Here is a 25,988-nt window from a genome sequence, read left to right as displayed (position 1 = left end):
GTCCCGCACATGCCCGGCACAGCCGGGCAGCGCCCGACCCTCCCCCCGGGAGGGCGCTTTGCACCCACCCAGGGTCGGACGCAAGCCACTCCGCGACACGCGAGGCCCCCGATGACCCGTAGTCTCATCCTTGGTGGTGTCCTCTCCGCACTGGTTCTGCTGGCAGCACTGCTGTCGTTCATCTGGACGCCTTACGACCACACCGCGATGAACATCCCCGCCAAGCTGCAAGCCCCAAACGCCATACACTGGCTCGGCACCGATCACTTTGGCCGCGATATCCTGTCGATGATCATGGTTGGCGCACGCACCTCGATTGCGGTGGCACTGGTGGCGGTGGGCATCGGCATGGGGCTTGGCGTGCCGCTTGGCCTCGCCGCGGCAGCCAAACGCGGGTCCTGGCTGGACGAAGGCATCATGCGGGCCAATGATCTGGTCTTTGCCTTCCCGTCGTTGGTGATCGCCATCCTGATCACTGCCATCCTTGGCGCCGGTGCGATCAATGCGATCATCGCCATCGGCATTTTCAACATCCCCGTCTTTGCCCGCGTCACCCGTGGCGCGGCGCTGTCGCTCTGGCAGCGGGAGTTCATTCTGGCCGCCCGCGTCGCAGGCAAGGGCGCGACCAGAATTTCAGCCGAACATATCCTGCCCAATGTCGCCAACCTGCTGATCGTGCAGGGCACCATCCAGTTCTCGCTTGGCATTCTGGCCGAGGCGGGGCTCAGCTACGTCGGCCTTGGCGCACAACCGCCGGTGCCCAGCTGGGGCCGGATGCTGGCCGATGCGCAGACCATGGTCAGCCTCGCCCCCCATATGGCGCTGGTGCCGGGCTGCGCGATCATCCTCACCGTTCTGGGCCTCAACCTGATGGGGGACGGGCTGCGCGACTGGCTGGACCCGAAATTGCAGGGAGGTCGCGCGTGACCCTGCTTGAGATCACCAACCTCTCGCTCTCCATCGGGACCTTCCCGATCCTGCGTGATGTCTCCCTGTCGGTAGATCCGGGCGAGATCCTAGCCATCACCGGCGAAAGCGGGTCCGGCAAATCCCTGACCGCGCTGACCATCCTGCGGCTTCTGCCCAATTGCACCCGCCTCTCCGGGCATCTGAGCCTTGAGGGCCAGGACCTGCTGGCGCTGAGCGAAGAGCAGATGTGCGATCTGCGCGGGCGCAAGATTGGCATGGTGTTTCAGGAGCCGATGACCGCGCTCAACCCGGTGCAGAGCATTGGCGATCAGGTGATGGAAACCCTCCTGCTACACAGCAGCGTGACCAAAGCCGAAGCCGAAGCAGAGGCGCGCAGCCTGCTGGACCGGGTGGGCCTGCCCGCCGAACGCTTCCCGCTCAGCCGCTATCCGCACGAGCTGTCCGGTGGCCAGCGCCAGCGCGTGGTCATCGCCATGGCCATCGCCATGCGGCCGGCGCTGCTGATCGCAGATGAGCCGACAACCGCGCTGGATGTGACAACACAGGCGCAGATCCTCGACCTGCTGCGCGATCTGGTGCGCGACTACGGTATGGGGATGATCATCATCACCCATGATCTCGCGGTGGTGGCTGATATTGCCGACCAGATCGTCGTCATGCGAAAAGGCGAAGTGGTCGAGACCGGCAGCACGACGCAGCTTCTTGCCAATCGCCGTCATCCCTATACGCAGAAACTCTTTGCCGCCTCGAACCATCAGGCCGCCCTGCCCCCGGTGGTGGATACCGACCCGCAGGACACCCCCCTTCTGGAGGTGCGCGACGCGGTGCGCGACTATCCCCTGCCACGCAAACGCCTGTTTGCGCCAGCAGACCATATGCGCGCGGTGGATCACGTCAGCTTTGCCCTGCATCGTGGCGAACGGCTGGGTCTGGTGGGCGAGTCCGGCTGCGGGAAATCCACCCTGACCCGCGCCATTCTGGGGCTGGAACCGCTGCAAGGCGGCGAGATCCTGCTGGATGGCACCCCGCTGTCGCCCAGGGGGTTGAGCACCGAGCAGCGGCGCAAGATGCAGGTGGTGTTCCAGGATCCCTTTGGCAGTTTCAACCCCCGCCACCGCGTCGCACGGCTGATCACCGAACCCTTCCACGGCGTTCCAGACGCCCCCAGTGGGCAAGACCGGGACGATCGCGTGGCTGAGGCACTAAGTGCCGTTGGCCTCAACCCCGAGGACGCAGGCCGCTATATCCACCAGTTTTCCGGCGGGCAGCGCCAGCGCATCGCCATTGCCCGCGCGCTCATCACCCGGCCGGAGCTGATCCTGTTTGACGAAGCGGTCTCGGCGCTGGATGTCTCCGTGCGGGCGCAGATCCTTGACCTTCTGGCAGAGCTCTGCACCTCCTATGGGCTCAGCTATCTGTTCATCAGCCATGACCTGCATGTGGTGCGCAGCATGACCGACCGCTGTCTGGTCATGCAAAAGGGTCAGATCGTCGAACACGGCAGGACAGAAGATCTGTTTGCCAATCCGCAACATCCATATACGACATCTCTGATCGCAGCCGCTCCGGTGCTACCCGATCTGAAAACGGGGGCTGCATGAGCTTTAGACTGACCTTGATCCTGCCGCGCGAACGGGCGCGGCTGGCAGCGGCGCTGACCCGCTACTACTCCGAAATTGCCCCGGACCTGCGGATCGACCCCAGTGAGCGCGCAGGCCAGATGCTGCACCGCAAGGATGTGACGGCGTTCTGGATCCGCCAGGAGCAGGACCGCATCGGGTTTGCCATCGTACTTAACCTGCCCGATGATCGCCGTGAACTGTCGGAATTTGCCATTGATCCGGCCTATCGCAGGCAGGGGTACGGCCATGCCGCGGCCAGCCTGATCTTTGCCGAATTTCCGGGGTATTGGCGAATGGGCATTTCCGCAGGCTCGCCCAATGCAGTGGCGTTCTGGGGCACCTGTCTCAGCGCCGTGAAGGGGGTCGAGCAGCTGCGTGAAGGCGCGCCTTTTACCGAGAATCAGATCAAGAGTTACAGTTTCCACATCGCAGGAGCCCAGAATGACTGACGCAGCGCCGCTTTGGTTTGATCCCGCACTCTGCCTGATCGGTGGCAGCTGGCAGGCCCCTGCTGGGGGCGAAACGCTTCCCCTCACGAACCCGTCTGATGGCAATATCCTCTGCCAGATTGCCCGTGGTGACTCCCACGACATTGACGCCGCGGTTGCCGCTGCCCGCACCGCTCTGAATGGTGTTTGGGGAGAGATGACCGCCACCGAACGCGGGCGGCTTCTGACCCGGATGGGCCAGATGGTGCTGGAACGGGTCGAGACCCTCGCCCAGCTGGAGGCACTGGACGTCGGCAAGCCACTGACACAGGCGCGGGCGGATGCGGTGGCGCTGGCGCGGTATCTGGAATTCTACGGCGGCGCGGCGGACAAACTGCATGGCGAGACCATCCCCTATCAGGCCGGTTATACCGTCTACACCCTGCGCGAACCCCATGGGGTCACCGGTCATATCGTACCCTGGAACTACCCGATGCAGATCATCGGCCGTTCTGTCGGTGCCGCGCTGGCAATGGGCAATGCCTGCGTCCTGAAACCCGCCGAGGAAGCCTGCCTGACCGCGCTCGCCTTTGCCCATATCGCGGTGGAGGCCGGGCTGCCCGCAGGCGCGCTGAACGTGGTTCCGGGCATCGGCGCCGAGGCTGGCGCGGCGCTGGCGGGGCATCCGGGTGTTGATCATATCTCCTTTACCGGGTCGGTCAGAACCGGCGCGCTGGTGCAGCAGGCGGCAGGGGCCAATGTGGTGCCGGTCACGCTGGAACTGGGTGGGAAGTCTCCGCAGCTGGTGTTTGACGATGCCGATCTGGAGGCCGCCCTGCCGTTTCTGGTGAACGCAGGGATCCAGAACGCAGGCCAGACCTGTTCCGCCGCTTCGCGCATTCTGGTGCAACGGGGCGTCTATGATCAGGTGCGCGCCGCCATGGCCGAGGCCTACAGCCGACTGACCGTGGGGCCGGCCCTGTCCGACTTGCGTCTGGGACCGCTGATTTCCGCCCGGCAGAAAGAGATCGTCGAGGGCTATCTGGCGCAGGGCGCCGACCTCACGATTGCGGCGCAGGGTGTGCTGAGTGAGGCGGCCAGCGACAAAGGCGCCTATGTGCGCCCAACCCTGTTTGCAGATGTTGCGGCGGATCATCCGCTGGCGCAGGACGAGGTATTCGGTCCGGTGCAGGTGCTGATCCCATTTGAGGATGAGGCAGAGGCGGTCCGGATTGCCAACAGCACCGACTACGGGCTGGTTGCGGGCATCTGGACCCGCGACGGCGCCCGCCAGATGCGGCTGGCCAAGCGCCTGCGCGCGGGTCAGGTCTTCCTCAACAACTATGGCGCCGGTGGCGGGGTTGAGCTGCCCTTTGGCGGGGTGGGCAAATCGGGCCATGGCCGCGAAAAAGGCCTTGAGGCGCTCTACGGTTTTTCGCAGCTGAAAACGGTTGCGGCCTATCACGGCTAGGCCGACGCCCGCGATCAAGGTCAGCAGGACTCACCCATTGTTTCGCGTGCGAAACATTGGGGCAGATCTATTGCCGCAACTTATTGGGAAATCCGCGCCCAACGCCCCCAGATGGGCGAAGTATTTCTAGACTATTACCGCCTGGCTTTGCTGTTCACCGACACCAAACACCCGCTTGTAACGGTCGATTTCAGCCTGCGGGCCCATCGCCTTTTCCGGGTTGTCGGAGAGTTTGACGGTGGGGCGGCCATTGGCCGACACCGCCTTGCACACCAGGGAGAACGGCGCGAGGCCGTCATCCGGCACCAGCCCGCGGAAGTCATTGGTCAGCAGCGTGCCCCAGCCAAAGGACACTTTGGTGCGGCCTGAAAACTGCGCATGCAGTTCCTTGATCTTGGCAACATCCAATCCGTCGGAGAAGATCACCCGTTTGTCCTGCGGGTCCTCGCCCCGCTCCTGCCACCAGCGGATCGCAGTTTCGGCGCCGCTTGCGGGATCGCCGCTGTCGATACGGATGCCGGTCCAGCCCGCCAGCCAGTCCGGCGCGCGATCCAGGAAACCCCGGGTGCCATAGGTATCGGGCAGGATGATGCGCAGATTGCCTTCATGCTCGTCATGCCAGTCGGACAGCACATCATAGGGGGCCCGCGCAAGTGCGGCATCATCTTCGGCCAGCGCGGAATAGACCATCGGCAGCTCATGGGCGTTGGTGCCAATAGCCTCAACCTCGCGGCGCATGGCAATCAGGCAGTTCGAGGTACCGGTGAATTTATCGCCCAGCCCCTCCATCATCGCCTGCACACACCAGTCCTGCCAGAGAAACCCATGACGGCGGCGGGTGCCGAAATCGGCGATGCTGAGGCCGTCTATGTCGCGCAGCTGTTCAATCTTTTCCCAGACCCGGGTCATGGCGCGGGCATAGAGCACCTGGAGTTCAAACCGGCCCATGCTGTTGATCACCGCCCGGCTGCGCAGTTCCATAAGAACCGACAGGGCCGGGATTTCCCAGAGCATGACCTCGGGCCATTTGCCTTCAAACGTCAGTTCGTATTGGTCGCCCTTGCGCTCCAGCTCATAGGGCGGCAGGCGCAACCCCTCGAACCACTCCATGAAATCGGAGCGGAACATCTGGCGCTTGCCGTAGAACGTATTGCCGCGCAGCCAGGTGCTTTCGCCACGCGACAGCGATAGCGAGCGGATGTGGTCGAGCTGTTCGCGCAGCTCGCCTTCGTCGATCAGATCGGCCAGCGGGATATGTTTGGATCGGTTGATCAACGAGAAGCGGACATTGGTGTCGCGGCGATTGCGATACACCGACTGGCACATCAGCAGTTTGTAAAAATCGGTGTCGATCAGCGAGCGCACGATCGGATCGATCTTCCACTTGTGGTTATAGACGCGGGTTGCAATGTCCACAGGCGGCCTCATCCATCGTGTTTCAATGGTTGATAAAACAGGCCGCAGCCAGGAGCAAAGGAAATCAGACTGCTGCGCGACGCCCCTGAGGAATGCTGTGTTTGCACAGAACCGCAAGCAGGTCATCGCGGTTGATCGGCTTGCTGAGGAAATCATCCATGCCCGCGGACAGGCAGGCCTCGCGATCGGAATCAAAGGCATTGGCCGTCAGTGCCGCAATGACAGGCTGGCGGATCTCCATCTCGCGGATCATGCGGGTGGCCTCCAGCCCGTTCATCACCGGCATCGACATATCCATCAGAATGACATCGGGATCAAACTCCGGCGTTTTCTCGACCGCCTCGGCGCCATCCACGGCAAATTCCAGTGTAACCGGTTCGTCCTGAAGGTATTTCTCAACCAGGAGGCGGTTGATCCTGTTGTCCTCAGCGACGAGGATACGCATCCCCTGCAAACAGCCTTCTTCCTGCGGGATGGTGCCGTCGGTGTCGGACAGGGCGGAGCCAGTGGCAGGCTGCATGCGCAGGTGGACGGAAAAACAGGCCCCTTTGCCAAGGTCAGAGGTCACGTCGATCTCACCGCCCATCGCCTCGCACAGGAGGCGCGATATGGTTAGGCCAAGACCGGTGCCGCCAAACCGCCGCGTGATCGCCGCATCGGCCTGAGAGAAGCGTTCAAAGATCTGATCCTGCTTGTCCTTGGCGATGCCGATGCCTGTATCGGTGACCGAGAAGCGCAGGCGCAGCCGGTCGCCCGCCTGCGTGGTGGCCACCGCGACGCGAACGCCGCCGGTCTCGGTGAATTTCACCGCATTGCCGACCAGATTCAGCAAGACCTGGCGCAGGCGCCGGTCGTCGCCATTGATCAGCCGGGGCACGTCCGGCGCGATATCGAGATCAAGGCTGATGCCCTTCTCCTGCGCCTGCGGTTCAAACAGCTTCAAGGTCTGCTGGAAACAGGCGCGCAGATCAAAATCAACCTCGCTCAGGATGACCTCGCCCGCGTCCATCTTCGAGAGATCAAGCACATCGTTGATCAGCGACAAAAGGGTGCGGGCCGAGCCGAGGATCGTATCGGCATAGAGCTTTTGCTCGTCATCCAGATTGGTCCGTTCCAGCATCTGCGCCATCCCGATAACCCCGTTCATCGGGGTGCGGATCTCATGGCTCATGGTGGCGAGGAATTCGGATTTCACCCGCGCGCCCTCCTCCGCGGCGATGCGGGCATCCTTCAGCTGCTGTTCGTATTGTTTGGAGGCGGTGATATCACGTTCGACGGCAATGATGGTCTCCACCGTCCCGTCGTCGCGCAGCATCGGCACCTGATTGGTCTCCAACCACAGACGCTGACCATCCTTGCGACGATTGCAGATCTCAAGCCGAAACGGTTTGCCGGTGGCGCGCCCCTTCTCCAGTGCCTTGACCACCGCCATATCGGTGTCTTCACCGTTCAGCAGCTCACCCGGCATCCTGCCGATCGCCTCATCGTAGCGGTAGCCGGTGATCCGGGTGAACGCCTCATTGACCCATGTGATCCGCCCCTCCTGATCCATGAGGAAGACGCTGTCGTTGGCATTCTCGGCCACCAGAGCAAGCTGTTGGGATTGCAGCTGCTGGGCCTGTAGCTTGGCGTTGATCTTGGCCAGCTGCTTATGTTGCAGGGCCATCGCCAGGGTGTTTTTCCGGCTGCGGTGGTAACGACCCGCGATAAAGCTGACGAAGAAGAAGACGCTGACATAGAGCACGCCCAGACCGGCGAATTGAAAGGACTGCACCTCGATCACGGCAGTGCTGTGATCGGCAAGGGTTTCAATCGCGATGCTGACCAGAGGTGTCAGCGCATAGACCACCAGCCGCACGATACCGGCAGAGATCTGATAGGGCAGGATCACCGTGGCATTGATGGCGGCCCCGACCAGGATACCGACGGTGAACAGCGGCGTGGCATGGGCCTGATGCAGATGGTTTTCCGCGTGGATGAAATACGATGGTGAACAGGCCAGAAAGGAGAGGGAAACCGCCTGCACCCCAGCGGTGAGGCTGCTGATGGCCAGCACGCGCTTATAGGGGGCATTATCCGCAATCGGCGTTGCCCTCATAAGGTAGAGCGTATCAACCAGGTCGCCGAGAAACGCGACCACAAAGACCAAGAGACCAGCCATTGGCGATATCAGCAGACCGATCAGCGCCGACAGCCCTGCCATGATCAGCTGGCGGAACGCAAAATACCGGCACCGCCCATCCGCATAGCGGTTGAGCAGCCCGCGCTGGCTGTATCGCCTGCTATAGGTTTCTAGCGGCCCAGTGTTGAGCGCATCGGCCTGCGGCATCTCTTTGCAAGGTCCCTGATGACGACGAGTCTCTGAATATCGTCAATTCGTTAATAACTTACCCAAAGGCACCAACCAGCCGCACGCCTGCCGATTGCATATGCGTCACTGCGGTTGTCAGAGAGCCATCCAGATCAATCGCGCGGCAGGCTGTCAAATCCACTGTCACGTCGTAGCCCAAACGGGCGGCATCCAGTGCCGAAAATGCGACACAAAAATCGGTGGCAAGCCCGACCAGCGTCAGATCGCGGATGCCGCGGTCCTGCAGATAGCCGTGCAATCCGGTGGGCGTGCTCTGGTCGTTTTCAAAGAACGCCGAATAGCTGTCGATATGACGGCGGTAACCCTTGCGCAGAATCAGGTCGCCACGCAGGTCCAGATCCGGGTGGAACTGCGCCCCGGCGCTGTCGATCACGCAGTGATCGGGCCAGAGCACCTGCGGGCCATAGGGCATGTCGATGCTGTCATAGGCGGCAGCGTCGCGGTGTTGCGAAGCAAAGGAACTGTGGTCGGCCGGGTGCCAGTCCTGTGTCATCAGCACTGCGTCGTAATCAGGCATCATCGCATTGATTGGCGCCACGACCTGATCCCCGTCCGGCACCGCCAGGGCACCGCCGGGGCAGAAATCCAGCTGAACATCAATCACGATCAGGGCTTTGGTCATCGGGTTCTCCACGTCTTGCCTGACAGGGGTACGCCCCCTGCGCCCACCCGTCAACAAAGCTGCGGCGATGCGGCATTCCACGACCTTGCAGCGCCTTGCCTGGTTGGTGTAGAGCGGCGCCATGTATACGATTGCCGCTCTCTACCACTTCACCCGTTTCGACGATCCCGCCGCTCTGAAACCGGCGCTTCTGGCCCTTTGCGAGGCGCAGGGGGTCAGGGGCTCATTGCTGCTGGCGCAGGAAGGCATCAACGGCACCATCGCTGGCCCGCGCGCCGGGATTGATGCGGTGCTGGCCCATATCAAGGCGCTGCCCGGTTGCAGCGATCTTGAATGGAAGGAAGCCACCAGCGACAAGCCCCCCTTTGGCAAGATGAAGGTGCGGCTGAAGAAAGAGATCGTCACCATGGGCCAGCCGGACATCGACCCGCGTGCCCGCGTCGGCCATTACGTGGAGCCGGAAGACTGGAACGATCTGATCCGCTCGGACGATGTGGTTGTGATCGACACCCGCAATGACTACGAGGTTGCCATCGGTACCTTCGAAGGCGCGATCGACCCCAAGACCGAGAGCTTCCGCGAATTTCCGGCCTGGTGGGAACAGAACAAGGACCGGTTCCACAACAAGCGTGTTGCGATGTTCTGCACCGGTGGCATCCGCTGCGAGAAATCCACCAACTTCCTGATTGGTCAGGGCGTGGAGGATGTCTATCACCTGAAAGGTGGTATCCTGCGCTATCTTGAGGAGATGCCGCAGGAAGACAGCAGCTGGACCGGCGAATGTTTCGTCTTTGACAGCCGGGTGTCCGTCGGACATGGGTTGCTGGAAGGTCCGCATGAGCTGTGCAACGGCTGCCGCAGGCCCATTCTGCCAGAGGACAAATCCAATCCGGCCTTTGAGCAGGGGGTGTCCTGCCATCTCTGTATCAATGAGACCTCTGAGGCCGACAAGGCCCGGTTCCGCGAGCGGCAGAAACAGATGAGACTGGCGCGGGAACGCGGCGACGACCACCTGGGCCATCTGCCGCTGCGCTGAGGCCAGCGCCGGCCGCCGCGATACCGATCACATCGCCACTGATCTGCGCATTTACGGGCCCCTTTTCGGCGGCGCTGCGTGGAGTCGCGCAAAAACTGTTTGGCGAAACGCCACACTCGCCTAAAGTAATTGGTAACCATGATTAAAGAGTGAGCCGGGTGAGTGATGGCGACGCGCAAGAACCAAGACTTCTGTTCAGATCTGAGAACACGCTGCGGCACAGAGGTGGGCGCGGCGGAGCGGCAGTTGGCCGAGGCTGAGCTTGGCTCCGGGGCGATACGGTACAAGCTCAATCCGGCAGGGCTGCGCCATCTGTTCAAATCGCTTTCGCAAGACGATAGCGGATCGCAGGGGCAGAGCTAGATGCCACAGTATACCGTCACAGCCTTCAATTGGAGCGCGGCTGGCTACAACGCCCAGTACAATACATCCTATACCGCGACGCTGGATGACGATGACGGGGCCTATCAGGGCGGTGCCGACGGCAACGAGAGTATCAGCATCAACGGGGGCGCCTTCGGCGGATCTGTAGGGGAGCCTTACGCCATTGACGTCTCCTTTACCGACACCGGCGGCACCCCCCATGTCGAGACCTTCTATTTCTTCAACACCGGCGGCAGCTGGTATTTTGTCCCCGGCCCGGGTTCTGAATTCACCGTTGGTGCGACGCTTGGCAGTTACCAGAGCCACACCACGGGCTGGAATTATTCCGAGATCACCTGTTTTGTCCGCGGCACCCTGATCGAAACCGAACGGGGTCGGGTGGCTGTCGACTCCCTGACCGCCGGTGATCGCGTGCTGATCGCTGATGGCAGCTACCGGCCGCTGCGTATGGTGATGAGCCGCGCGCTGACGGCGGATGCGCTGCGCGCCAACCCCAAGCTGCGCCCGGTCAGGATCACCGCCGGGGCGCTGGGGCATGGTCTGCCGATGCGCGATCTTCTGGTGTCTCGGCAGCATCGCATGTTGGTTTCGTCAAAGATCAGCGAACGGATGTTTGCCGACGCCGATGTGCTGGTCGCCGCCGTGCGGCTGACCGAGCTGCCTGGTATTGATATCGAGCAGACCTGCGAGCCGGTGGAGTATTTCCACCTGTTGTTCGACAGGCATGAGGTGATTTTTGCCGAGGGTGCCCCGACCGAGAGCCTGTTTACCGGTGCCGAAGCGCTGAAGGCGCTGACGCCGGAGGCCTATGAAGAGGTCACCCTGCTGTTTCCCGAGCTGCTTGCGCCGCAGGCCGCATGCCGCACGGCCTGCCATATCCCCAGTGGCAGACAGCAACGCCGGTTGGTGGCGCGGCATCTGAAAAACAACAAGCCCATTCTCGCAAGCGGCGCCGTCGCAGTGCCATAAGCATCGCACAGGTGAAGTTGTCTCAGGCGAAGGTGATCTCCACCGCGCCGAAGGGGCCGAAATCGGCCTTGATCGCAGTGCCGGAGGGGCATTCGACGGGGCGGATGAAGCTGCCGGAAAGGATGATCTGACCGGGTTCGATGCGCTGGCCATATTGTGCCATGCGGCGGGCCAGCCAGACCACGCTTTCGACCGGATCATTAAGCACGCCTGCACCAAGCCCCGTTTCCTCAACCTCGCCATTGCGCGAGGTGATTGCCCCGACCCAGCGCAGATCAAAGGCGTCGACCGCGTGGCGCTGCGGTCCCAGTACGACACCTGCGTTGGCCGCATTGTCGCTGATGGTGTCGAATACGTTGCGGCTTTGGCCGGTTTCCCTGTCCTTGCGCGCGATGCGCGTGTCGAGGATCTCCAGCGCGGGTGCCACATAGTCGGTGGCGGCAAGCACCGCAGCCCGGGTAATATCGCCGCCACTGAGGGCGTGTTTCATGACAAAGGCGATCTCCGCCTCGATCCGCGGCTGGATGAAACGACCGGCGGGAACTGTCGTGCCATGTGAAAACACCATGTCGTCAAACAGGATACCGCTGTCGGGTATGTCGATGTTCAGCGCGTATTGCATCGCCTTGGAGGTGAGGCCTATTTTCCAGCCGACGACGTTGTGCCCCTGCGCCAGCTTGGCTTCGCAGATCGCCTTCTGGATCGCATAGGCATCGTCCATATCCATCTGCGGATAGCGTCTGCTGAGCAGGCCGATCTGCTGTCCCGTTGCCTCCGCCCGCAGGAGATCCTCTGCGGCCCTCGCGTGATCCTGCGGTGTCATGGGGCTTCGTCCTCGATCGTGTTGCGCAGCGTGCCGATGCCGGAAACCTCGATCTCAACCACATCGCCGGGTTTCAGGAACTGCGGCGGATCCAGCCGTGCGCCGGACCCGGTGGGGGTTCCGGTCACGATAATATCGCCCGGCTCAAGCGTCATGAAGGTGGAGATATATTCGATCTCCCGCCGGATCGGGTGCATCATGCGCGACAGGACATCGTCCTGCCTGACCTCTCCGTTCACACGGGTGATGATGCGCGCGTCATCCAGCTGCGCCGGGTCCTGGAACGGCACCAGCCAGGGGCCGATGGCACCGGAGTTGTCCCAGTTCTTGCCCTGGGTGACGTTGAATTTCGCGTGGCGCACCCAGTCGCGGATGGTGCCTTCGTTGCAGATGGTGAGCGCGGCGATATGGTCATAGGCGTCGGCCGGTGCGATGCGCCGCCCGCCTTTGCCGATGACAATCGCCACCTCGCCCTCATAATCGAGCATATGGCTTTCGGGGGGGCGGATGAGCGGGCGATTGTGGCCAGTGAAGCCACTGGCAAAGCGGGGGAACAGCGACATGTATTTCGGCTGCTCGCTGCCGTCTTTGTATTCGGCATTGCGATCCGGGAAGTTGACGCCGACACAGAGGATCCGCCGCGCATTGGGCAGCACCATGTCGTACTGCACATCTGTGTGGGTGACGGATCTGCCCTCGGCCGCGACCATCAGCTGATCCAGCCCGCCCGCGCGCACCACATCCAGCAGGGTCGGCCATTGCGGGAAGTCCGGGCTAAGCGCGATCATCCCGTCATCAGTTGCGGACCCGTAGAAAGCCTGCCCGGCTGCGCTGTAACTTGCAAACTTCATGGCGCGATGATCGGGCTGGCTTGCAGATCAGAGTCCTTTGGCGTGACCCCGGTGAAACGGCTGCCATGTTTGAACCAGCTTTCCGGGGCCGGCGCCCCCCAGAGCGTCTGGCGCTGCGGATCCTTCAGATCCCATTTGATCGGTTCAAGGTCGGGATCGACGGTCTGATAATCGGAACAGTAGATTTCGATCCGGTGGCCATCGGGATCGAGGATATAGAGGAAGAAGGCGTTGGAAATGCCATGTCGACCGGGGCCGCGTTCGATATTGGTCACATAGCCGGTGGTCGCCATCAGATCGAGCAGGTCGATGATATTGAGCGGGTTCGGCACCCAGAAGGCCACATGGTGCATACGCGGGCCGGTGCCATTGGTGAAGGCCATGTCATGCACGCCGCCTTTGCGATGCAACCAGGCCGCCCAGAGTTTCTTGCTGTCTTCGTCTTCGGTATATTCCGTCACCCGAAAGCCGAAATCGCTATAGAAGGCGACCGAGGCATCGACGTCATGGCTGAAGCAGTTGAAGTGGTCGATCCGCAGAGGTTTCACACCGCGATAGAGCGCGTATTGCTGGTGGATCGGCGCCAGCCGGTCCATCTTGTGGTAGAACTCCAGCGGGATCCCCATATTGTCCGAGGTCAGCAGCGTACGTCCCTGATACGGGCGCTGCACCCATTCTGTTGGCCGTCCCTTCTTGCGGAAATAGGCGTCGGCGCGGTCCAGATCCTCCTCGTCAAAGGTCTTGAACCCCATCACCTCAACCGTGCCCGGCTGATCTGATTGTTGCAGGATCACGCAGTGGTGACCGCGCTCCTCCATCGCGCGCAGGTAGACGCGCTGTGTGTCCTCGTCGCTGACCTGAAGACCGAGGATCTCGGTGTAGAAACGCTTGGAGGCGGCCAGATCCTTGACGTTCAGGCAAACGTGGCTGAGCCGGATCGTGTTGAAATCGGGATAGAGATTTGGGGCGGGAACAGGCATCAGAGCGCTCCTAGCTTGGTGATCTTATGGGAGCCGGTGGCAAAGCCGATGTGTTTTTGCTCCATGTAGAACTCAAACGACCAGTCGCCGCCGTCGCGACCGATGCCGGAGGCCTTGACGCCACCAAAGGGCGTAGGCAGATGGCGCACATTCTCCGAGTTCACCCAGATCATGCCCGCTTCCAGCTTGTCGGTGAAGCGCAGCGCCCGCGTCAGATCGTTGGTCCAGAGATATCCGGTGAGCCCATAGGCGGTGTCATTGGCCAGCGCCAGCGCCTCCTCCTCGGTCGCAAAGGGGATTGAGGTCAGCACCGGGCCAAAGATCTCCTCCTGCGCGATCCGCATATCGTTGCGGGCACCGGTGAACAGCGTCGGGCGGACGAAATACCCCTCGTTGCCCAGCACCTCGCCGCCGGCGGCAATCGTCGCGCCGTCGTCTTTGGCAATGCCGAAATAGCTGGTGACCTTGTTGAAATGCTCCTCGCTGACAAGCGGGCCGATCTCGGTCGCGGGATCCAGGGGGTGGCCAACCCTGATATTGTTGATGCGCTCGATCAGCCGGGTTTCGAAGTCTGCGCGGATGCTGTCCTGGACCAGAAGCCGGGAGGAGGAGGTGCAGCGTTCGCCATTGATCGAATAAATCATGAAGATCACCGCATCGAGCGCGCGCTCAAGATCGGCATCCTCAAACACGATGACGGGGTTCTTGCCGCCCAGCTCAAGATGGTTGCGTTTCAGCGTGTCGGCGCCCTGTTTGACGATCAGGCTGCCGGTGCGCGATTCCCCGACAAAAGCGATGGCCCGGATCGCCGGGTGTTCGCACAGTGCCTTGCCCGCCTCATCGCCGAACCCGTTGACTGTGTTCAGCACACCCGGTGGCAGTCCGGCCTCCTCGGCGATCTCGACCAGCAGCCGCGCGGTCAGCGGTGAGGCTTCGGCGGGTTTGTGAACGACGGTGCATCCCGCAGCCAGCGCCGGCGCAATTTTCCAGGTCGAGAGCATGAAGGGTGTGTTCCACGGCGTGATCACCCCAACCGGGCCGATGGGCACACGGGTGGTCACATTCATCAGGGTTGGGGATTTGAGATGCTGGCCATCGCGTGCCTGCACAACCTGATCGGCAAAATACCGGAAATTCTCGGCTCCGCGCAGCGCCGCTTTGGACATGAATTTATAGGCCTGGCCAGTATCCCAGCATTCACAGAGCGCGATTTCTTCGGCGCGGGCTTCGATGCCTTCGGCGATCCGAATGAGGATCTTCCTGCGTTCAGAGGCCGACAGGTCGCGCCAATCTGCAAAGGCCTTCTGCGCGGCGCGGGCGGCGGCGTCGATATCTGCGGCTGAGCCCTGGGCAACATCGCAGATCACGCTTTTGTCCACCGGCGAGATGGTCTGAAACACCCCTGCTCCGCCGGCCACATCGGCGCCGGCAATCCGGTTCTGGATCCCGGTGGCACGGAACCGCTCCAGATAGCTGTCCAATTTGCGGATATGGCTGTCGAGCTGGCTCATGCCGGGTCCTCCAGATGATCACGGATATTTCCGAATTTCGGTGAAAGCGCTGCGTTGATGTCGCGCATCTCTGCTGACAGGGCGATGGAATGGCGATCCATCGCCGGGGCCACGAAGGTGCGCAGCACGGCAAAGATACGGGCGGTTGCGTCTTGCTTTACGGTGTCGCTGCGCCCCTCCCGCAGGCGGATGGACAGGTCGATGAAACCATGGTCCGGGTTGCCATCGGCAATTGCCACATGATCGACGCGCAGCGCCCGCACCCGGATCCCTGCAATGGGAAAGGTGTCGATCGCGGCCGCCTCTGCGCGGATCGCCTCGCACAGTGCAGAGATGTCCAGCACGTCCTCTAGATTGGCGGAGTATTCGATCTGGAAATGGGGCATCGGGGCACCTTGGCGATTTATTGCTTATCAAGTTAAGTAAAAAGCACACGGTGAGTCAAGCGCAGGATCCGGGCGGCAGGCGTTACGGCGAAACAATGCCGTCGGCGCACCAGCGGTCGAAAATCTCCAGCGCCTTATCGGCGAAGGCACGGTCGTTGATATGGCTGTCGAGGCGGTGCACGGAGACATGCGCGGGCAATGTCGCCTCAAGCTCCGCCAGAAACGCCGCCAGCCCCGCGCTGTCGTGCAGGTCGGCGCCTTCGCGGTCCCATTCGCCGAGTCCACGCTCCGGCAGGATCATCGCCACAGGACCGCCGGCGTCAGCCAGCTGTTTCGAATGGGCGCGGGCGACCTGGCGCCGTTCCTCGGTGTTGAGGACAATCGAGGTCAGCAGCCGGTTGTGCGCGTGTTTCGGATGGTCCGACCATTTCTCGGCGATTGGCTGCCAGCCGACCACATCAACCAGATCATAGCAGCCGGGGGCGACAATCTGCGGCGTCCCCCTGGCGCCGGCATTGGTAAGGCGATCCGCACCGGCGGAAATCGACGATCCGTGGATATGGTTGCCAAGCTCCTGGGTGCAGAAGTCAAACACGCAGGCAAAGGCGCCCTGCTCTGCGAGGCTTTCAAAGGCGCGCCCTCCCATTCCGGTGGCGTGAAAGACCGCAACCTCAAACCCACGTGCCTCAAGCGCCGGTTTCAGCGGAATGACGTATTTCAGCGCCGATGTGCCAAGGGACATGATACCGATCAGCGGTTTATCCGGGTCCGGAATCTGCGCTGCCCTCGCGGCGCCCAGAACGGCGCCTGCGGCCTGGCTGAGCGAGGCCTTGCAGACGGAATTCAGCCCGTAAAGCCCACCGGCCCAGAGGATCATCTGGGTGTCGGCCGCCAGTCTTTCGGCCGGGATCAGCGGCGAGAAGGAAACGGTTGAGACAATGTATTTCGGCACCCCAAGCGGCAAGGCCGAACAGACATCAAGCGCCAGATCGGTGCCCATCGTGCCGCCAAGGACGATCACCCCGTCAAAAGCCGCCATCCGGTGCAGCCGCGCCGTCAGCAAGCTGGCACCATGCGCCATGATCTGCATGGCGGTGTTTTCATCCCCGCTGTCGATGGCCGCCCGGATCGAGCTGCCACCGGCCTCGGCGACGTCGTGTTTGGAATAGTCGGTCGGCGTCGATGGGTCGCCCAGAACCGAGACATCCATGGTCAGGACCCTGCCCCCCTGATCGCCGATCACGCTCGCCAGAAAACCAAGCTCATCGTCCTTGGTGTCGTAGGTGCCAACCACCAGAATGGTTTTCTCGGTCATTGCCCCACCTTTCATAGTTTGATCCATGCGGTTTTCAGGTTGATGTATTTTTCGATGGCATGAAGCGATTTGTCAGACCCGTTCCCGGACTGCCCGACCCCGCCAAGCGGGACGGTGCCATCCGCGCCGCCATAGGTGTTGACATGCATCACCCCGGTTCGGACACGCTGCACCATGCGATGGGCGCGGCTGAGCCCGGATGTCCACACCGCACCGGCGAGACCGTAAACCGTGGAATTGGCGATCCGCACGGCGTCGTCCTCGGTCTTGAAGGGGGTCACGGCAAGCACTGGGCCAAACACCTCCTGCTGTGCCAATGTCGCCGCTGGCGTGACATCAGTGACGATGGTCGGCGCCATGTAATAGCCGCCGGTTTCCGACAAGATACGCTGCCCGCCGGTGACGATCTGCCCGCCTTCCTGCTGGGCGGTGGCGACAAAGGTCAGGTTCTGCTTCAGCTGTGCTTCGGAATTGATCGCCCCGATCTGGGTCTCCAGCCGAAGCGGGTCGCCGACCTGCATCGCCTCCGCTGCCCGCACGACCTCCTGCACAAATCTGTCGTGGATCGAGGCCTCGACCAGCAGGCGGGAGCCTGCGACGCAGACCTGACCCGAGTTGCGGAAGATACCTGCGGCGGTCACCTTCGCGGCCTCTGCCAGATCCGGCGCATCGGCGAAGACGATATTGGGAGATTTGCCGCCCAGCTCCAGATAGACACGTTTCATGTTTGAACGGGCGGAATAATCCAGCAACCGACGCCCGGTCTGCCCCGATCCGGTGAACACCAGAACGTCGACGTCCATCGAAAGGCCGAGGGTTTCGCCGACCACCGCGCCTTCGCCGGTGATCACGTTCAGGACGCCGGGTGGCAGGCCCGCCTCAAGCGCCAGTTCCGCCACCCGCATCAGCGAGAGAGAGGCGGTTTCAGCGGGTTTCAGCACCACGGAATTTCCCATCGCAAGCGCCGGGCCCAGTTTCCAAGCCCCAATCATCAGCGGAAAATTCCACGGAATTATCGCGCCGACCACACCGACGGGATCCTTGTGGATCAGGCCCAGCACATCACCCGCCGTGGGCGCGATTTCGCCATAGAGCTTGTCCAGTGCCTCGGCGTAGTAGCGGATCGTGGCTGCGGCTGACCCCGGTTCGGCCTTGAGCGCCATATTGATTTCGGTGCCATTGTCGCGCACGCCCAGAACGGCGAGTTCGAGCGCGTGCGCCTCGATCAGCTCGGCCCATTTCATCAGAACCTTCTTGCGGGCGGCGGGCGGCTGCCCGGCCCAGCGGCGATCCTCGAAGGCGGCGCGGGCGGAGGCGATGGCCGCCTCCATATCCGCCGCAGTTCCCCGCGCGATCCGGGTCAGCACACACCCGTCGATCGGCGACAGCACATCCAGCGTCGCCCCATCAGAGGCCGCAACCTGCCGACCGTCGATGAGATGTGAAACCGGCTGCACCGGTTGTGGCCGAAGGGCGTCGATCTTGCTTTGGTCCATGGGGCTACCTTGTTTGGCTGTCGTGCAGATCGTGGTCTTCGTCGGGCTGATGCGCCTGCCATTCACGCATCAGCGCGCGCAGGTGCAGGGCCAGAACGATCAGGATCAGAATGAAGAGGAGAAAGGAAATCGGGCGGTCGATCATATCCAGCGGCGTCTTGAGGCGCGGCAGGGCCGAACGCAGCTTCACCTCCATGATGCCGCCCAGAACCATGCCCAGGATGATCGGGACAATCGGCAGGTTCAGACGTTTCAGGATCAGGCCAAGCACCCCGAACCCTGCCGAAATCATGCAGTCCGTCAGGGAATTTCGCAGCGAATAGACGCCGACAAAGGACAGCAAAAGGATCATCACCCCCAGGAACCGGGTTGGGATGCGAATGATCCGGGTCAGCAGATTGGTGGAGACCATTAGGAAGGCGAGCACGATCACATTGAGCAGGATCAGCGCCAGATAGAGACCATAGACCAGGTCGATATTGTTCTGAAACAGCTGTGGGCCGGGGATGACGTTATGAACATAGAACACCGACAGCATCATGGCCGTCAGCGCCTCTCCCGGGATACCGAGCGCGAGAAGCGGGATCATCGCCGCGGCCGGAACCGCGTTATTGGCAGCCTCCGAGGCGATCAGACCTTCGGGGGATCCCTTGCCAAACAGCTCCGGCGTCTTGGAGGTTTTCTGGGCGTAGGTGTAGCTCATGAATTGGGCGGTGAACTCGCCGGTGCCGGGGATCATGCCCAGGATCACGCCACAGGCGGAGGCGACGGTTGCTACCCGCTTGTGCTGCATCAGCTCCCTGATGCCGGCCCCCATCCGCCCTGATACCGGCTTTGCATCCGGCTGGCTGTCGGGGGCGGTCAGCAGGAAAAACGCCTGGCTCAGCGCAAAGAGGCCGAGCACGACAACAATCAGGTTCACGCCGGAGCTGAGAAAGGTGAAGCCGAAGGTATAGCGCTGGGTGTAGGTCACCGCATCGAGGCCGACGGTCTGTAGAAAGATGCCGAACATCGCCAGAACGCCGGCGGCAAAGATCTGGCCCCGGTGGGCAAGGATGACCAGGATGATCCCCAGAAGTGCAGCAAGAAAGATCTCTCTGGAGCCGAACATCGGAGCCACGAGAGCCAGGACCGGTGACAGCAGGATCAGGCAGAGGATGCCGAATATCCCACCCCAGAACGACGCGCTATAGGCCAGCGACAGCGCCCGATGGGCCTGCCCCTGTTTCGTCATCGGATAGCCGTCATATGATGTGAGCGCATTCACCGCCGTGCCCGGCGTATTGATCAGGACCGCAGGGATGGCCCCGCCATACATCGAGGATCCGTAGATCCCCAATAGCATCGTCAATCCCACGATAGGCTCGAAGGCAAAGGTCGCCGGCAGCAGGATGGCGATCGCCACTGCGGGTCCGACGCCCGGAATGGCCCCGATGATCACGCCGCCGATTGACCCGATCAACAGCGCGACGATCACATCCCAGCGGGCCAGCATCTCGGCCCCGGCGAGGAGATTTTCCATTTGTTGCCCCGATCAGAAATAGGTCAGCATGATTTGGCGTAGCCCGTCGGGCAAGGATTCATAGGCGAGGCCTGCGGGCAGATTCACCTTCAGCAAGGTCTTGAACAGCACCACGATCAGCAGCGCCGAAAGCGCCGCGACCGCCAGTGTTGCGGGGCGCCGGTAGCCCACCCTCAGCGCCAGAGCGACCGCGCATATCACCGTGGCCGGCAGGTAGCCCGCATAGGGAACCGCGGCTGCGTAGGCGATGAACCACCCTGCATATTCCAGCGAGGCGATCCAGAGCAGGACCTCCTGCCAGCGTCCTTCGATCCGTTCGGACAGCGCCGAGCCAAGCAGGTGAAATGCGGCAAAAGCCGCCATGCCACCAAGAGACACCGCTGGCCAGAACCGAGGTTGAGCAAAAAGCGCGCTGCCTTTACGCCAGACGGTCTGCTCGAAGATTTGCGACAGGAGCAGGAGAGCACCGACCAGCACAATCCAGGCAAAGACGATATCCCCCGGTCTTCGGTAGCGTTTGAACAAGGCTTGAAGCGTTTTGACCCGCGACATTGGTCGCCCCCTTGCTAGAGCTGCGCAGTCCCGGCGATCGACGCCGCCGAGCCTGCGAGATCCGTTAGTTGCTCAACATACCGTCGATCCGGGCCATGGTCTCGATATCGGCCTTGATCTGAGCGGCCACCTCAGTGGCGGGCTGCCAATAGACCGCCGCACCGGTTTCTGCGGCCAGCGCCTGGGCGCGCTCCGACATCACCGTCTGCTCCGCGACAGCGATGATCTTATCGCGCACATCCTGTGGCGTGTCCTTGTGCACAAAGAGCCCGTTCCACAGCGAGACATTCAGATCCGGCGCCAGCTCTGCGACGGTGGGCGCATCCGGTGTCAGCGGGATCCGCTCGGCGCCGATGGAGGCAAGCACCTTTACACTGTCTAGGCATGGCAGGATCAGCTGAAGCGTGGTGTTGATCACATCCACATCCCCGGAGGCCAGCGTGTTGCAGTCCAGGGCGTCAAAGGCAGCGTCGGAGGCGTAGGAGAACCCCATCTCCTTGGCCAGACCCAATGTGACCTGCGTCGGCACCAGAGGAGCGCCAAAATGGCCAAGCACCACATCGTTTTCCGCCGCATGGGCGGCCAGCCCGGCCATATCATCATAGGGCGCATTCGCCCCGGCAGCGATTACGAAAGGGTAGGTCAGGAAATTGCCCAGCGGTACAAATGGATCCGGGCTCAGCTCCGGGATGCCGATCTGCGGGCCGACCACGGGAATGGCGATGATGAAGGATCCGACCGTATAGCCGTCAGCAGGCGCAGTGGCGACCTCGACCGCACCGGGAAACGGGCCGCCGCCGCCACCGGGTTTGTTCACAACCGCAGTGGGCACATCATAGGCGGCCGAGAAATCCTCCGCGATCATACGGGTCAGGACGTCCTCCAGGTCGCCGGGCGGCCATGGCACCACAAATTCAACGGGTTTCTCCGGGTATTCGGCATATGCCGCACCGGCAGCAGCCATCATGGCCAAGGTAAGCGCAGTGGCAGAAATCTTGAACTTTGACATGTTTCCCTCCCTGTCATCGGTTCATATATCGAACCGACGTTACGTAAAAAAGGTTGCCTTGCTAAACATCATGTGTCAAATTTTTTCTGAATTCGCTTGAAGGGTGACCGAAGGCATGTCCTCTGCAACCAAAACGCTGGCGCTCTTGTCGCACTTCTCTACCGACCGGCCTGAGATCGGGCTGTCGCAACTGTGCCGGATCGCGGGACGGGACAAGGCGACCACCTACCGCCACCTCCAGGCCCTTGAAACCGCTGGATTTGTCGAACAGAATCCAGTGACGAAACACTATCGCCTGGGGCCTGCTATCCTGCAGCTGGCGCAGGTGCGGGAGGCCACCGTCCCCCGTGAGATGGGCGCTCAGCTGGCGCTGTCGCAGCTGGCCGAGGTCACCGGCGAGACCGCGCATGTGTCAGTGCTCTCAGGAACGACGCTCTACGCGCTGGCGTCCTGCGAATCCCCCCGGCACGGCACGCGGGCGATTATCGACATCACGACCTTTCCGCTTCATGCGACGGCGTCGGGGCTATGTGCGCTGGCCTTTGGCCCGGAGGCCCTGATGACCTCTGCCCTCGCCCGGCTGGATCGGTTCACGCCCCATACCGCAACAACAGCTGAGGCGCTGCACGAATTGGTCGCGGCGGCACGCACCAGCGGATTTGCCTGCTCAGACCGGAGTTTCGAAGCGGAGATCCATAGCCTGTCGGCGCCCCTCTACGATCAGACCGGGCTGTTTGTCGGAGCGGTATCGGTGGCCAGCGTGGCCGCACGGGTCACACCGGAACAGCAGCGGCTGATCAAGACAGAACTCACATCCGCCAGCCGCGAGATCACCCGCAATTGGGGCGGCGCGGTTCCCGCAGCGGTGCAGGCTGCCTGGGCAACCGCGCTAGAGCCGTCCCCGTCACACATACATGTATCGGATATCGCATCATGAAAGATTCTAACTTTCTCAAGGAACAGAACGGTCGGCTGATGTGGCATCCGATGACCTCGCCGCAGGACAGCATCAACCAGCCCCCGAAGATCATCACCGAGGCCGAAGGCGTGTCGATCACGGATATCGACGGTCATCGGGTCATTGATGGGGTGGGCGGTCTGTGGAATGTGAACCTGGGCTATTCCTGCCAGCCGGTAAAGGACGCCATGGCCGCGCAGCTGGATAAACTGCCCTATTATTCGACCTTTCGCGGCACCTCCAACGATGCGGTGATCGAGCTGTCCTATGAGCTGAGCCGGTTCTTTGCCCCTGACGGGCTGAGCCGGGCCTTTTTCACCTCCGGCGGTTCCGATTCCGTCGAGACCGCGCTGCGGCTGGCACGGCAATATCACAAACTGCGCGGCGATGCGGGCCGCACCAAGTTCCTCAGCCTCAAGAAAGGCTATCACGGCACCCATATCGGCGGGGCCTCGGTCAACGGAAACGCCAATTTCCGTACGGCCTATGAACCATTGCTGCCGGGCTGTTTTCATATTCCCGCGCCCTATACATATCGCAACCCATTCAATGAGAGCGACCCCGAGCGTCTTGCCCAGCTCTGCGTCGCGGCTTTGGAAGATGAAATCGCGTTTCAGGGGGCCAATACGATCGCTGCGATGATCATGGAGCCCATTCTGGGCGCCGGAGGCGTCATCCCGCCCCATAAGTCATTTGCCCCGATGGTTCAGGAGATCTGCAATCGCCATGGTATCCTGCTGATCACCGATGAGGTGATCACCGCCTATGGCCGCACCGGCGCCTGGTCCGGCGCCCGGCTCTGGGGCATTCAGCCCGACATGATGTGCACCGCGAAGGCCATCACCAACGGGTTCTTCCCCTTTGGCGCGGTTATGCTGGGGGATCGGATGATCGAGGTGTTCGAGGATAACCCGGACGCCAAGATCGGCCACGGCTACACCTATTCCGGCCATCCGGTCGGCGCCGCCGCAGCGCTGGCCTGCCTGGCGGAAATGCAGCGGCTGAAGGTGACGGAGACCGCTGCTGCCCGCGGCACCCAGCTCTACGAGGGCTGTCTGGCGCTGAAGGAGCGTTACGAGATTGTCGGAGATGTGCGTGGCGGGCATGGGTTGATGACGGCCATTGAACTGGTGAGTGATCGCCAGACACGAGCGCCACTTGACGGGCGCAGGGCCTTGGCCGTCCAGGAGGCCTGCTATGAGGCCGGTGCCCTGGTTCGGGTTTCGGGCGCAAATGTCATTCTTTCGCCGCCGCTGATCCTGAGTGAGGCCGATGTGCGTGGTTTGCTAGACGCCCTTCAGGTAGGTCTTTGCATAGCATAACACTGAACGCGTTCAGTGGAGCGGATTTCACTCAGGTTACCGGTCCGACCCGCAGAAAGCCCCGCTTCCAAGGCCCCCGCCACAAACAAACAAGCTGCCCCTAAAGGCAGCTGCATGCATCTAATATCCGTGTTGTAATTTTGGTTGCGGGAGCGGGCAACCGCCGTATCCTACCTACCCTCTCCGCAATCATCTAAACCCATGATAGCACACAGCTAACGGCACCTTTGCGCAGATAGTGACCTTTGCAAAGTCGTGGTTTAGCAGCGGCCAGACGCTGCACGAGCACTAGTAGAAGCCGCCGTTCGCCGCGTCTGCAGCCCTCAAATACCGGCCGTCGTCCGCTGGGCGGTCGAAGCAGTCGTTCCGGGATGTTTATTTCAATGCTTGCGCCAGCTCGTATGCACGTGTTCGTTCTTCCGCAAGCTCGATGTTGGCGGAAGCCGGAGCATCAAGGATCAAGTCGCTTAAGCTTCCCATGCCACCAAATAATCCTTCAAATAATTGTACGCTGTAACCATCAGATTTTTCTGCGACTTGGCGCACTCGTGACAGTTTCTCTGCCCAAAACTCCTGATCGTGCTCTGCAAGAATGGCTTCCAGCTTTCGCAGGCTGGAAATAAATTCAAGTACGTCCGGATGAAGCGGTTTTGGGCCCATACCTTTCTATGTCACACGAAGAAATCAGGCGTGCAAGGCTTTCAAGCAGAAGAGAGTTTGGGCTCACTACCGACTTGCGGCAATGCGGCGGCAGGGTTGCAGCGAAACTTCACCAAGATGCTTCTCCCAGACAACGCAAGGCAGCCCGAAGCGGCCATAGACCGAAGACCCTGGGGCAACGATGCTGCGCGTGCGAAACTTCTGGGACTCTTTCCCGGAAGCGGACCCTCTGCAGGGCTAAGCTGCTTCACGGGGTGCGGACGTTATTGACTGTAGACATTGATCGACCTACCGACACCAGCCTTTGAAGGGATCGGCTGATGGCCGTTGCCAGTTTATGAATTTTTAACCATTTAAAGCACCAATGTGCCCGAGAAAAACTAAGGTATTTTGAGGACTAACAATGAATTTGCTTATTAGCACACTCGAAGCTTCGGATCCGTCTGTTGTTGTGTTTGCGGATGGCAGCCGCTTGGTTACGATTGTGCTGCCGGACGGGAGCGGTCAGGGCATCTGGACCCAGCGGTATGACGCTCTCGGGAATGAGGACGGTCCGCTGCAGCTGGTCAACAGCACCACGACAGGCAATCAGTACAGAGTCGAGACACTTCAGGTCTCCGAAGACCGAGCTCTGATTTACTGGGTCAACGGTTCGCATTCAAACGGCTATGGCTGGACCTATGCACAGTATGTCGACAACACGGGTGCGCCCATCGGCGAAGAATTTGCCTTACAGCCTCCGGACGCGCGGGTCGGCAGCTTCTCGATTGGACCGGAAGTTGCGATCCTGGATGACGGCGCGGGCTCCATCGTCACGGTCTGGTCAGAATATACCAGCGATAGCAGCGTGCGCGGCGTCTGGGTTGGGATCCAAAGCGCCGACGGCAGCGCAGAAACCGCCACCCGCTTCTTTGCGGCACCGGGTTACAGTACGAACCACAGCGCCGAGGTTGTTGCCCTTGCGGGGGGCAACTTCGTGGTCAGCTGGACCGGGTCTAAAGGTGTTTGGGGTAGCGACACTGGCATCTATGCGCAGATCTTCTCCCCGTCGGGGGAACCCATCGGCACCGAGTTCCATGTGAACACAACCGTCGCCGGGGCCCAGACGTATTCCCAGATGCTGGTGACAGAGCAAGGTTTTATGGTGACTTGGCTGGACAACGACACCGGAACACTACGCCTGCAGCATTATCTTTCGGACGGCACTGTTTCAGGGGATGAGCAGATCTTTGAGCTGGAGGCAGAGGATCACGTTGCGCCCACAGAAGGCAGCCGCGAGATCATCCGGCTCGACAGTGGCGCCCTGGCGGTGAGCTGGCAGACAACCGATGGCGTGACCCATGTGCAGGTCTTT

At 61.6% G+C, this 25,988-nt stretch carries 24 protein-coding genes; 10 read left to right on the top strand and 14 right to left on the bottom strand.

The genetic code is table 11. The features are described from left to right. Window positions 1-111 precede the first annotated feature (111 nt). From VWY60_RS01900 to VWY60_RS01885, 4 genes are read left to right on the top strand one after another with little or no spacing between them, the layout of a single operon-like run. Window positions 112-927 carry an ABC transporter permease gene (locus VWY60_RS01900; protein WP_340546385.1) on the top strand — a complete coding sequence of 272 codons (816 nt, stop codon included), beginning with the start codon at window positions 112-114 and terminating at the stop codon, window positions 925-927. Continuing rightward, window positions 924-2,531, top strand: coding sequence for an ABC transporter ATP-binding protein (locus tag VWY60_RS01895; RefSeq protein WP_416540826.1), 1,608 nt, complete (start codon window positions 924-926; stop codon window positions 2,529-2,531). Before VWY60_RS01900 ends, VWY60_RS01895 begins: the two co-directional genes overlap by 4 nt. Then, complete coding sequence (locus tag VWY60_RS01890) at window positions 2,528-3,001, top strand: GNAT family N-acetyltransferase (RefSeq protein WP_340546383.1); 474 nt, start codon at window positions 2,528-2,530, stop codon at window positions 2,999-3,001. The genes VWY60_RS01895 and VWY60_RS01890 overlap by 4 nt, the downstream gene beginning before the upstream one ends. Next, on the top strand, window positions 2,994-4,451 hold the full coding sequence (locus VWY60_RS01885) for an aldehyde dehydrogenase family protein (protein ID WP_416540825.1): 1,458 nt from the start codon (window positions 2,994-2,996) through the stop codon (window positions 4,449-4,451). The genes VWY60_RS01890 and VWY60_RS01885 overlap by 8 nt, the downstream gene beginning before the upstream one ends. 126 nt (window positions 4,452-4,577) lie before the next feature. Here the strand turns inward: VWY60_RS01885 and pncB are convergent, their stop codons facing one another. From pncB to pncA, 3 genes are all read right to left on the bottom strand, one after another. Further along, window positions 4,578-5,867 (bottom strand): nicotinate phosphoribosyltransferase, encoded by a 1,290-nt coding sequence (pncB, locus tag VWY60_RS01880; RefSeq protein ID WP_416540824.1) that lies wholly within the window; start codon window positions 5,865-5,867, stop codon window positions 4,578-4,580. Window positions 5,868-5,931: 64 nt separating this feature from the next. After that, complete coding sequence (locus VWY60_RS01875; protein ID WP_416540823.1) at window positions 5,932-8,196, bottom strand: ATP-binding protein; 2,265 nt, start codon at window positions 8,194-8,196, stop codon at window positions 5,932-5,934. A gap of 58 nt (window positions 8,197-8,254) precedes the next feature. Continuing rightward, window positions 8,255-8,860 carry a bifunctional nicotinamidase/pyrazinamidase gene (gene pncA, locus VWY60_RS01870; RefSeq protein WP_416540822.1) on the bottom strand — a complete coding sequence of 202 codons (606 nt, stop codon included), beginning with the start codon at window positions 8,858-8,860 and terminating at the stop codon, window positions 8,255-8,257. Window positions 8,861-8,981: 121 nt separating this feature from the next. Here pncA and VWY60_RS01865 point away from each other — a divergent pair, with 121 nt between their 5' ends. The 3 genes from VWY60_RS01865 (at window position 8,982) to VWY60_RS01855 (ending at window position 11,249) form a co-directional block, all read left to right on the top strand. Next, window positions 8,982-9,896 (top strand): rhodanese-related sulfurtransferase, encoded by a 915-nt coding sequence (locus VWY60_RS01865; RefSeq protein WP_416534268.1) that lies wholly within the window; start codon window positions 8,982-8,984, stop codon window positions 9,894-9,896. A 165-nt stretch (window positions 9,897-10,061) separates the two neighbouring features. Next, window positions 10,062-10,259: a hypothetical protein gene (locus VWY60_RS01860; RefSeq protein ID WP_416540821.1), complete on the top strand. Its 198-nt coding sequence runs from the start codon at window positions 10,062-10,064 to the stop codon at window positions 10,257-10,259. Continuing rightward, a complete protein-coding gene (locus VWY60_RS01855) occupies window positions 10,260-11,249 on the top strand; it encodes a Hint domain-containing protein (RefSeq protein ID WP_416592460.1) in 990 nt (329 codons plus the stop codon). It begins immediately after the preceding gene. 22 nt (window positions 11,250-11,271) lie between these two features. Here the strand turns inward: VWY60_RS01855 and hpaH are convergent, their stop codons facing one another. The 10 genes from hpaH to VWY60_RS01805 form a co-directional block, all read right to left on the bottom strand. Beyond that, window positions 11,272-12,072: a 2-oxo-hept-4-ene-1,7-dioate hydratase gene (gene hpaH / locus VWY60_RS01850; protein WP_416540819.1), complete on the bottom strand. Its 801-nt coding sequence runs from the start codon at window positions 12,070-12,072 to the stop codon at window positions 11,272-11,274. Beyond that, on the bottom strand, window positions 12,069-12,923 hold the full coding sequence (locus tag VWY60_RS01845; protein WP_416540818.1) for a fumarylacetoacetate hydrolase family protein: 855 nt from the start codon (window positions 12,921-12,923) through the stop codon (window positions 12,069-12,071). The genes hpaH and VWY60_RS01845 overlap by 4 nt, the downstream gene beginning before the upstream one ends. Beyond that, on the bottom strand, window positions 12,920-13,903 hold the full coding sequence (gene hpaD, locus VWY60_RS01840; protein WP_416540817.1) for a 3,4-dihydroxyphenylacetate 2,3-dioxygenase: 984 nt from the start codon (window positions 13,901-13,903) through the stop codon (window positions 12,920-12,922). The genes VWY60_RS01845 and hpaD overlap by 4 nt, the downstream gene beginning before the upstream one ends. Then, a complete protein-coding gene (hpaE, locus tag VWY60_RS01835) occupies window positions 13,903-15,414 on the bottom strand; it encodes a 5-carboxymethyl-2-hydroxymuconate semialdehyde dehydrogenase (protein ID WP_416540816.1) in 1,512 nt (503 codons plus the stop codon). The genes hpaD and hpaE overlap by 1 nt, the downstream gene beginning before the upstream one ends. After that, window positions 15,411-15,800 (bottom strand): 5-carboxymethyl-2-hydroxymuconate isomerase, encoded by a 390-nt coding sequence (locus VWY60_RS01830; RefSeq protein WP_340546371.1) that lies wholly within the window; start codon window positions 15,798-15,800, stop codon window positions 15,411-15,413. The genes hpaE and VWY60_RS01830 overlap by 4 nt, the downstream gene beginning before the upstream one ends. Window positions 15,801-15,882: 82 nt before the next feature. After that, the gene (locus VWY60_RS01825; RefSeq protein WP_416540815.1) at window positions 15,883-17,115 is read right to left on the bottom strand and encodes a Tm-1-like ATP-binding domain-containing protein; all 1,233 of its coding nucleotides are present in this window, start codon (window positions 17,113-17,115) and stop codon (window positions 15,883-15,885) included. A gap of 11 nt (window positions 17,116-17,126) precedes the next feature. Then, window positions 17,127-18,611 (bottom strand): aldehyde dehydrogenase, encoded by a 1,485-nt coding sequence (locus VWY60_RS01820; RefSeq protein WP_416540814.1) that lies wholly within the window; start codon window positions 18,609-18,611, stop codon window positions 17,127-17,129. 4 nt (window positions 18,612-18,615) lie between these two features. Then, a complete protein-coding gene (locus tag VWY60_RS01815) occupies window positions 18,616-20,133 on the bottom strand; it encodes a tripartite tricarboxylate transporter permease (protein WP_416540813.1) in 1,518 nt (505 codons plus the stop codon). A gap of 12 nt (window positions 20,134-20,145) precedes the next feature. Next, a complete protein-coding gene (locus VWY60_RS01810; RefSeq protein WP_416540812.1) occupies window positions 20,146-20,685 on the bottom strand; it encodes a tripartite tricarboxylate transporter TctB family protein in 540 nt (179 codons plus the stop codon). 64 nt (window positions 20,686-20,749) lie between these two features. After that, entirely contained in the window at window positions 20,750-21,694 is a 945-nt protein-coding gene (locus VWY60_RS01805) for a tripartite tricarboxylate transporter substrate binding protein (RefSeq protein WP_416540811.1), read from the bottom strand. Window positions 21,695-21,809: 115 nt separating this feature from the next. Here VWY60_RS01805 and VWY60_RS01800 point away from each other — a divergent pair, with 115 nt between their 5' ends. Next, window positions 21,810-22,631 (top strand): IclR family transcriptional regulator, encoded by an 822-nt coding sequence (locus VWY60_RS01800; protein ID WP_416540810.1) that lies wholly within the window; start codon window positions 21,810-21,812, stop codon window positions 22,629-22,631. After that, on the top strand, window positions 22,628-23,974 hold the full coding sequence (locus VWY60_RS01795) for an aminotransferase class III-fold pyridoxal phosphate-dependent enzyme (RefSeq protein WP_416540809.1): 1,347 nt from the start codon (window positions 22,628-22,630) through the stop codon (window positions 23,972-23,974). The genes VWY60_RS01800 and VWY60_RS01795 overlap by 4 nt, the downstream gene beginning before the upstream one ends. 375 nt (window positions 23,975-24,349) lie before the next feature. Here VWY60_RS01795 and VWY60_RS01790 read toward each other — a convergent pair whose 3' ends face one another. Further along, window positions 24,350-24,634, bottom strand: coding sequence for a DUF6966 domain-containing protein (locus tag VWY60_RS01790; protein ID WP_260101392.1), 285 nt, complete (start codon window positions 24,632-24,634; stop codon window positions 24,350-24,352). A gap of 403 nt (window positions 24,635-25,037) precedes the next feature. On the opposite strand from VWY60_RS01790, the gene VWY60_RS01785 reads away from it, so the two are divergent. After that, on the top strand, window positions 25,038-25,988 hold a 951-nt coding region (locus VWY60_RS01785; protein ID WP_416592459.1), incomplete at its 3' end, for a hypothetical protein.

Source organism: Phaeobacter sp. JH20_26, assembly GCF_048056275.1.
GTDB lineage: Bacteria > Pseudomonadota > Alphaproteobacteria > Rhodobacterales > Rhodobacteraceae > Phaeobacter > Phaeobacter bryozoorum.
This window is presented reverse-complemented; position numbering and strand designations above follow the sequence as displayed.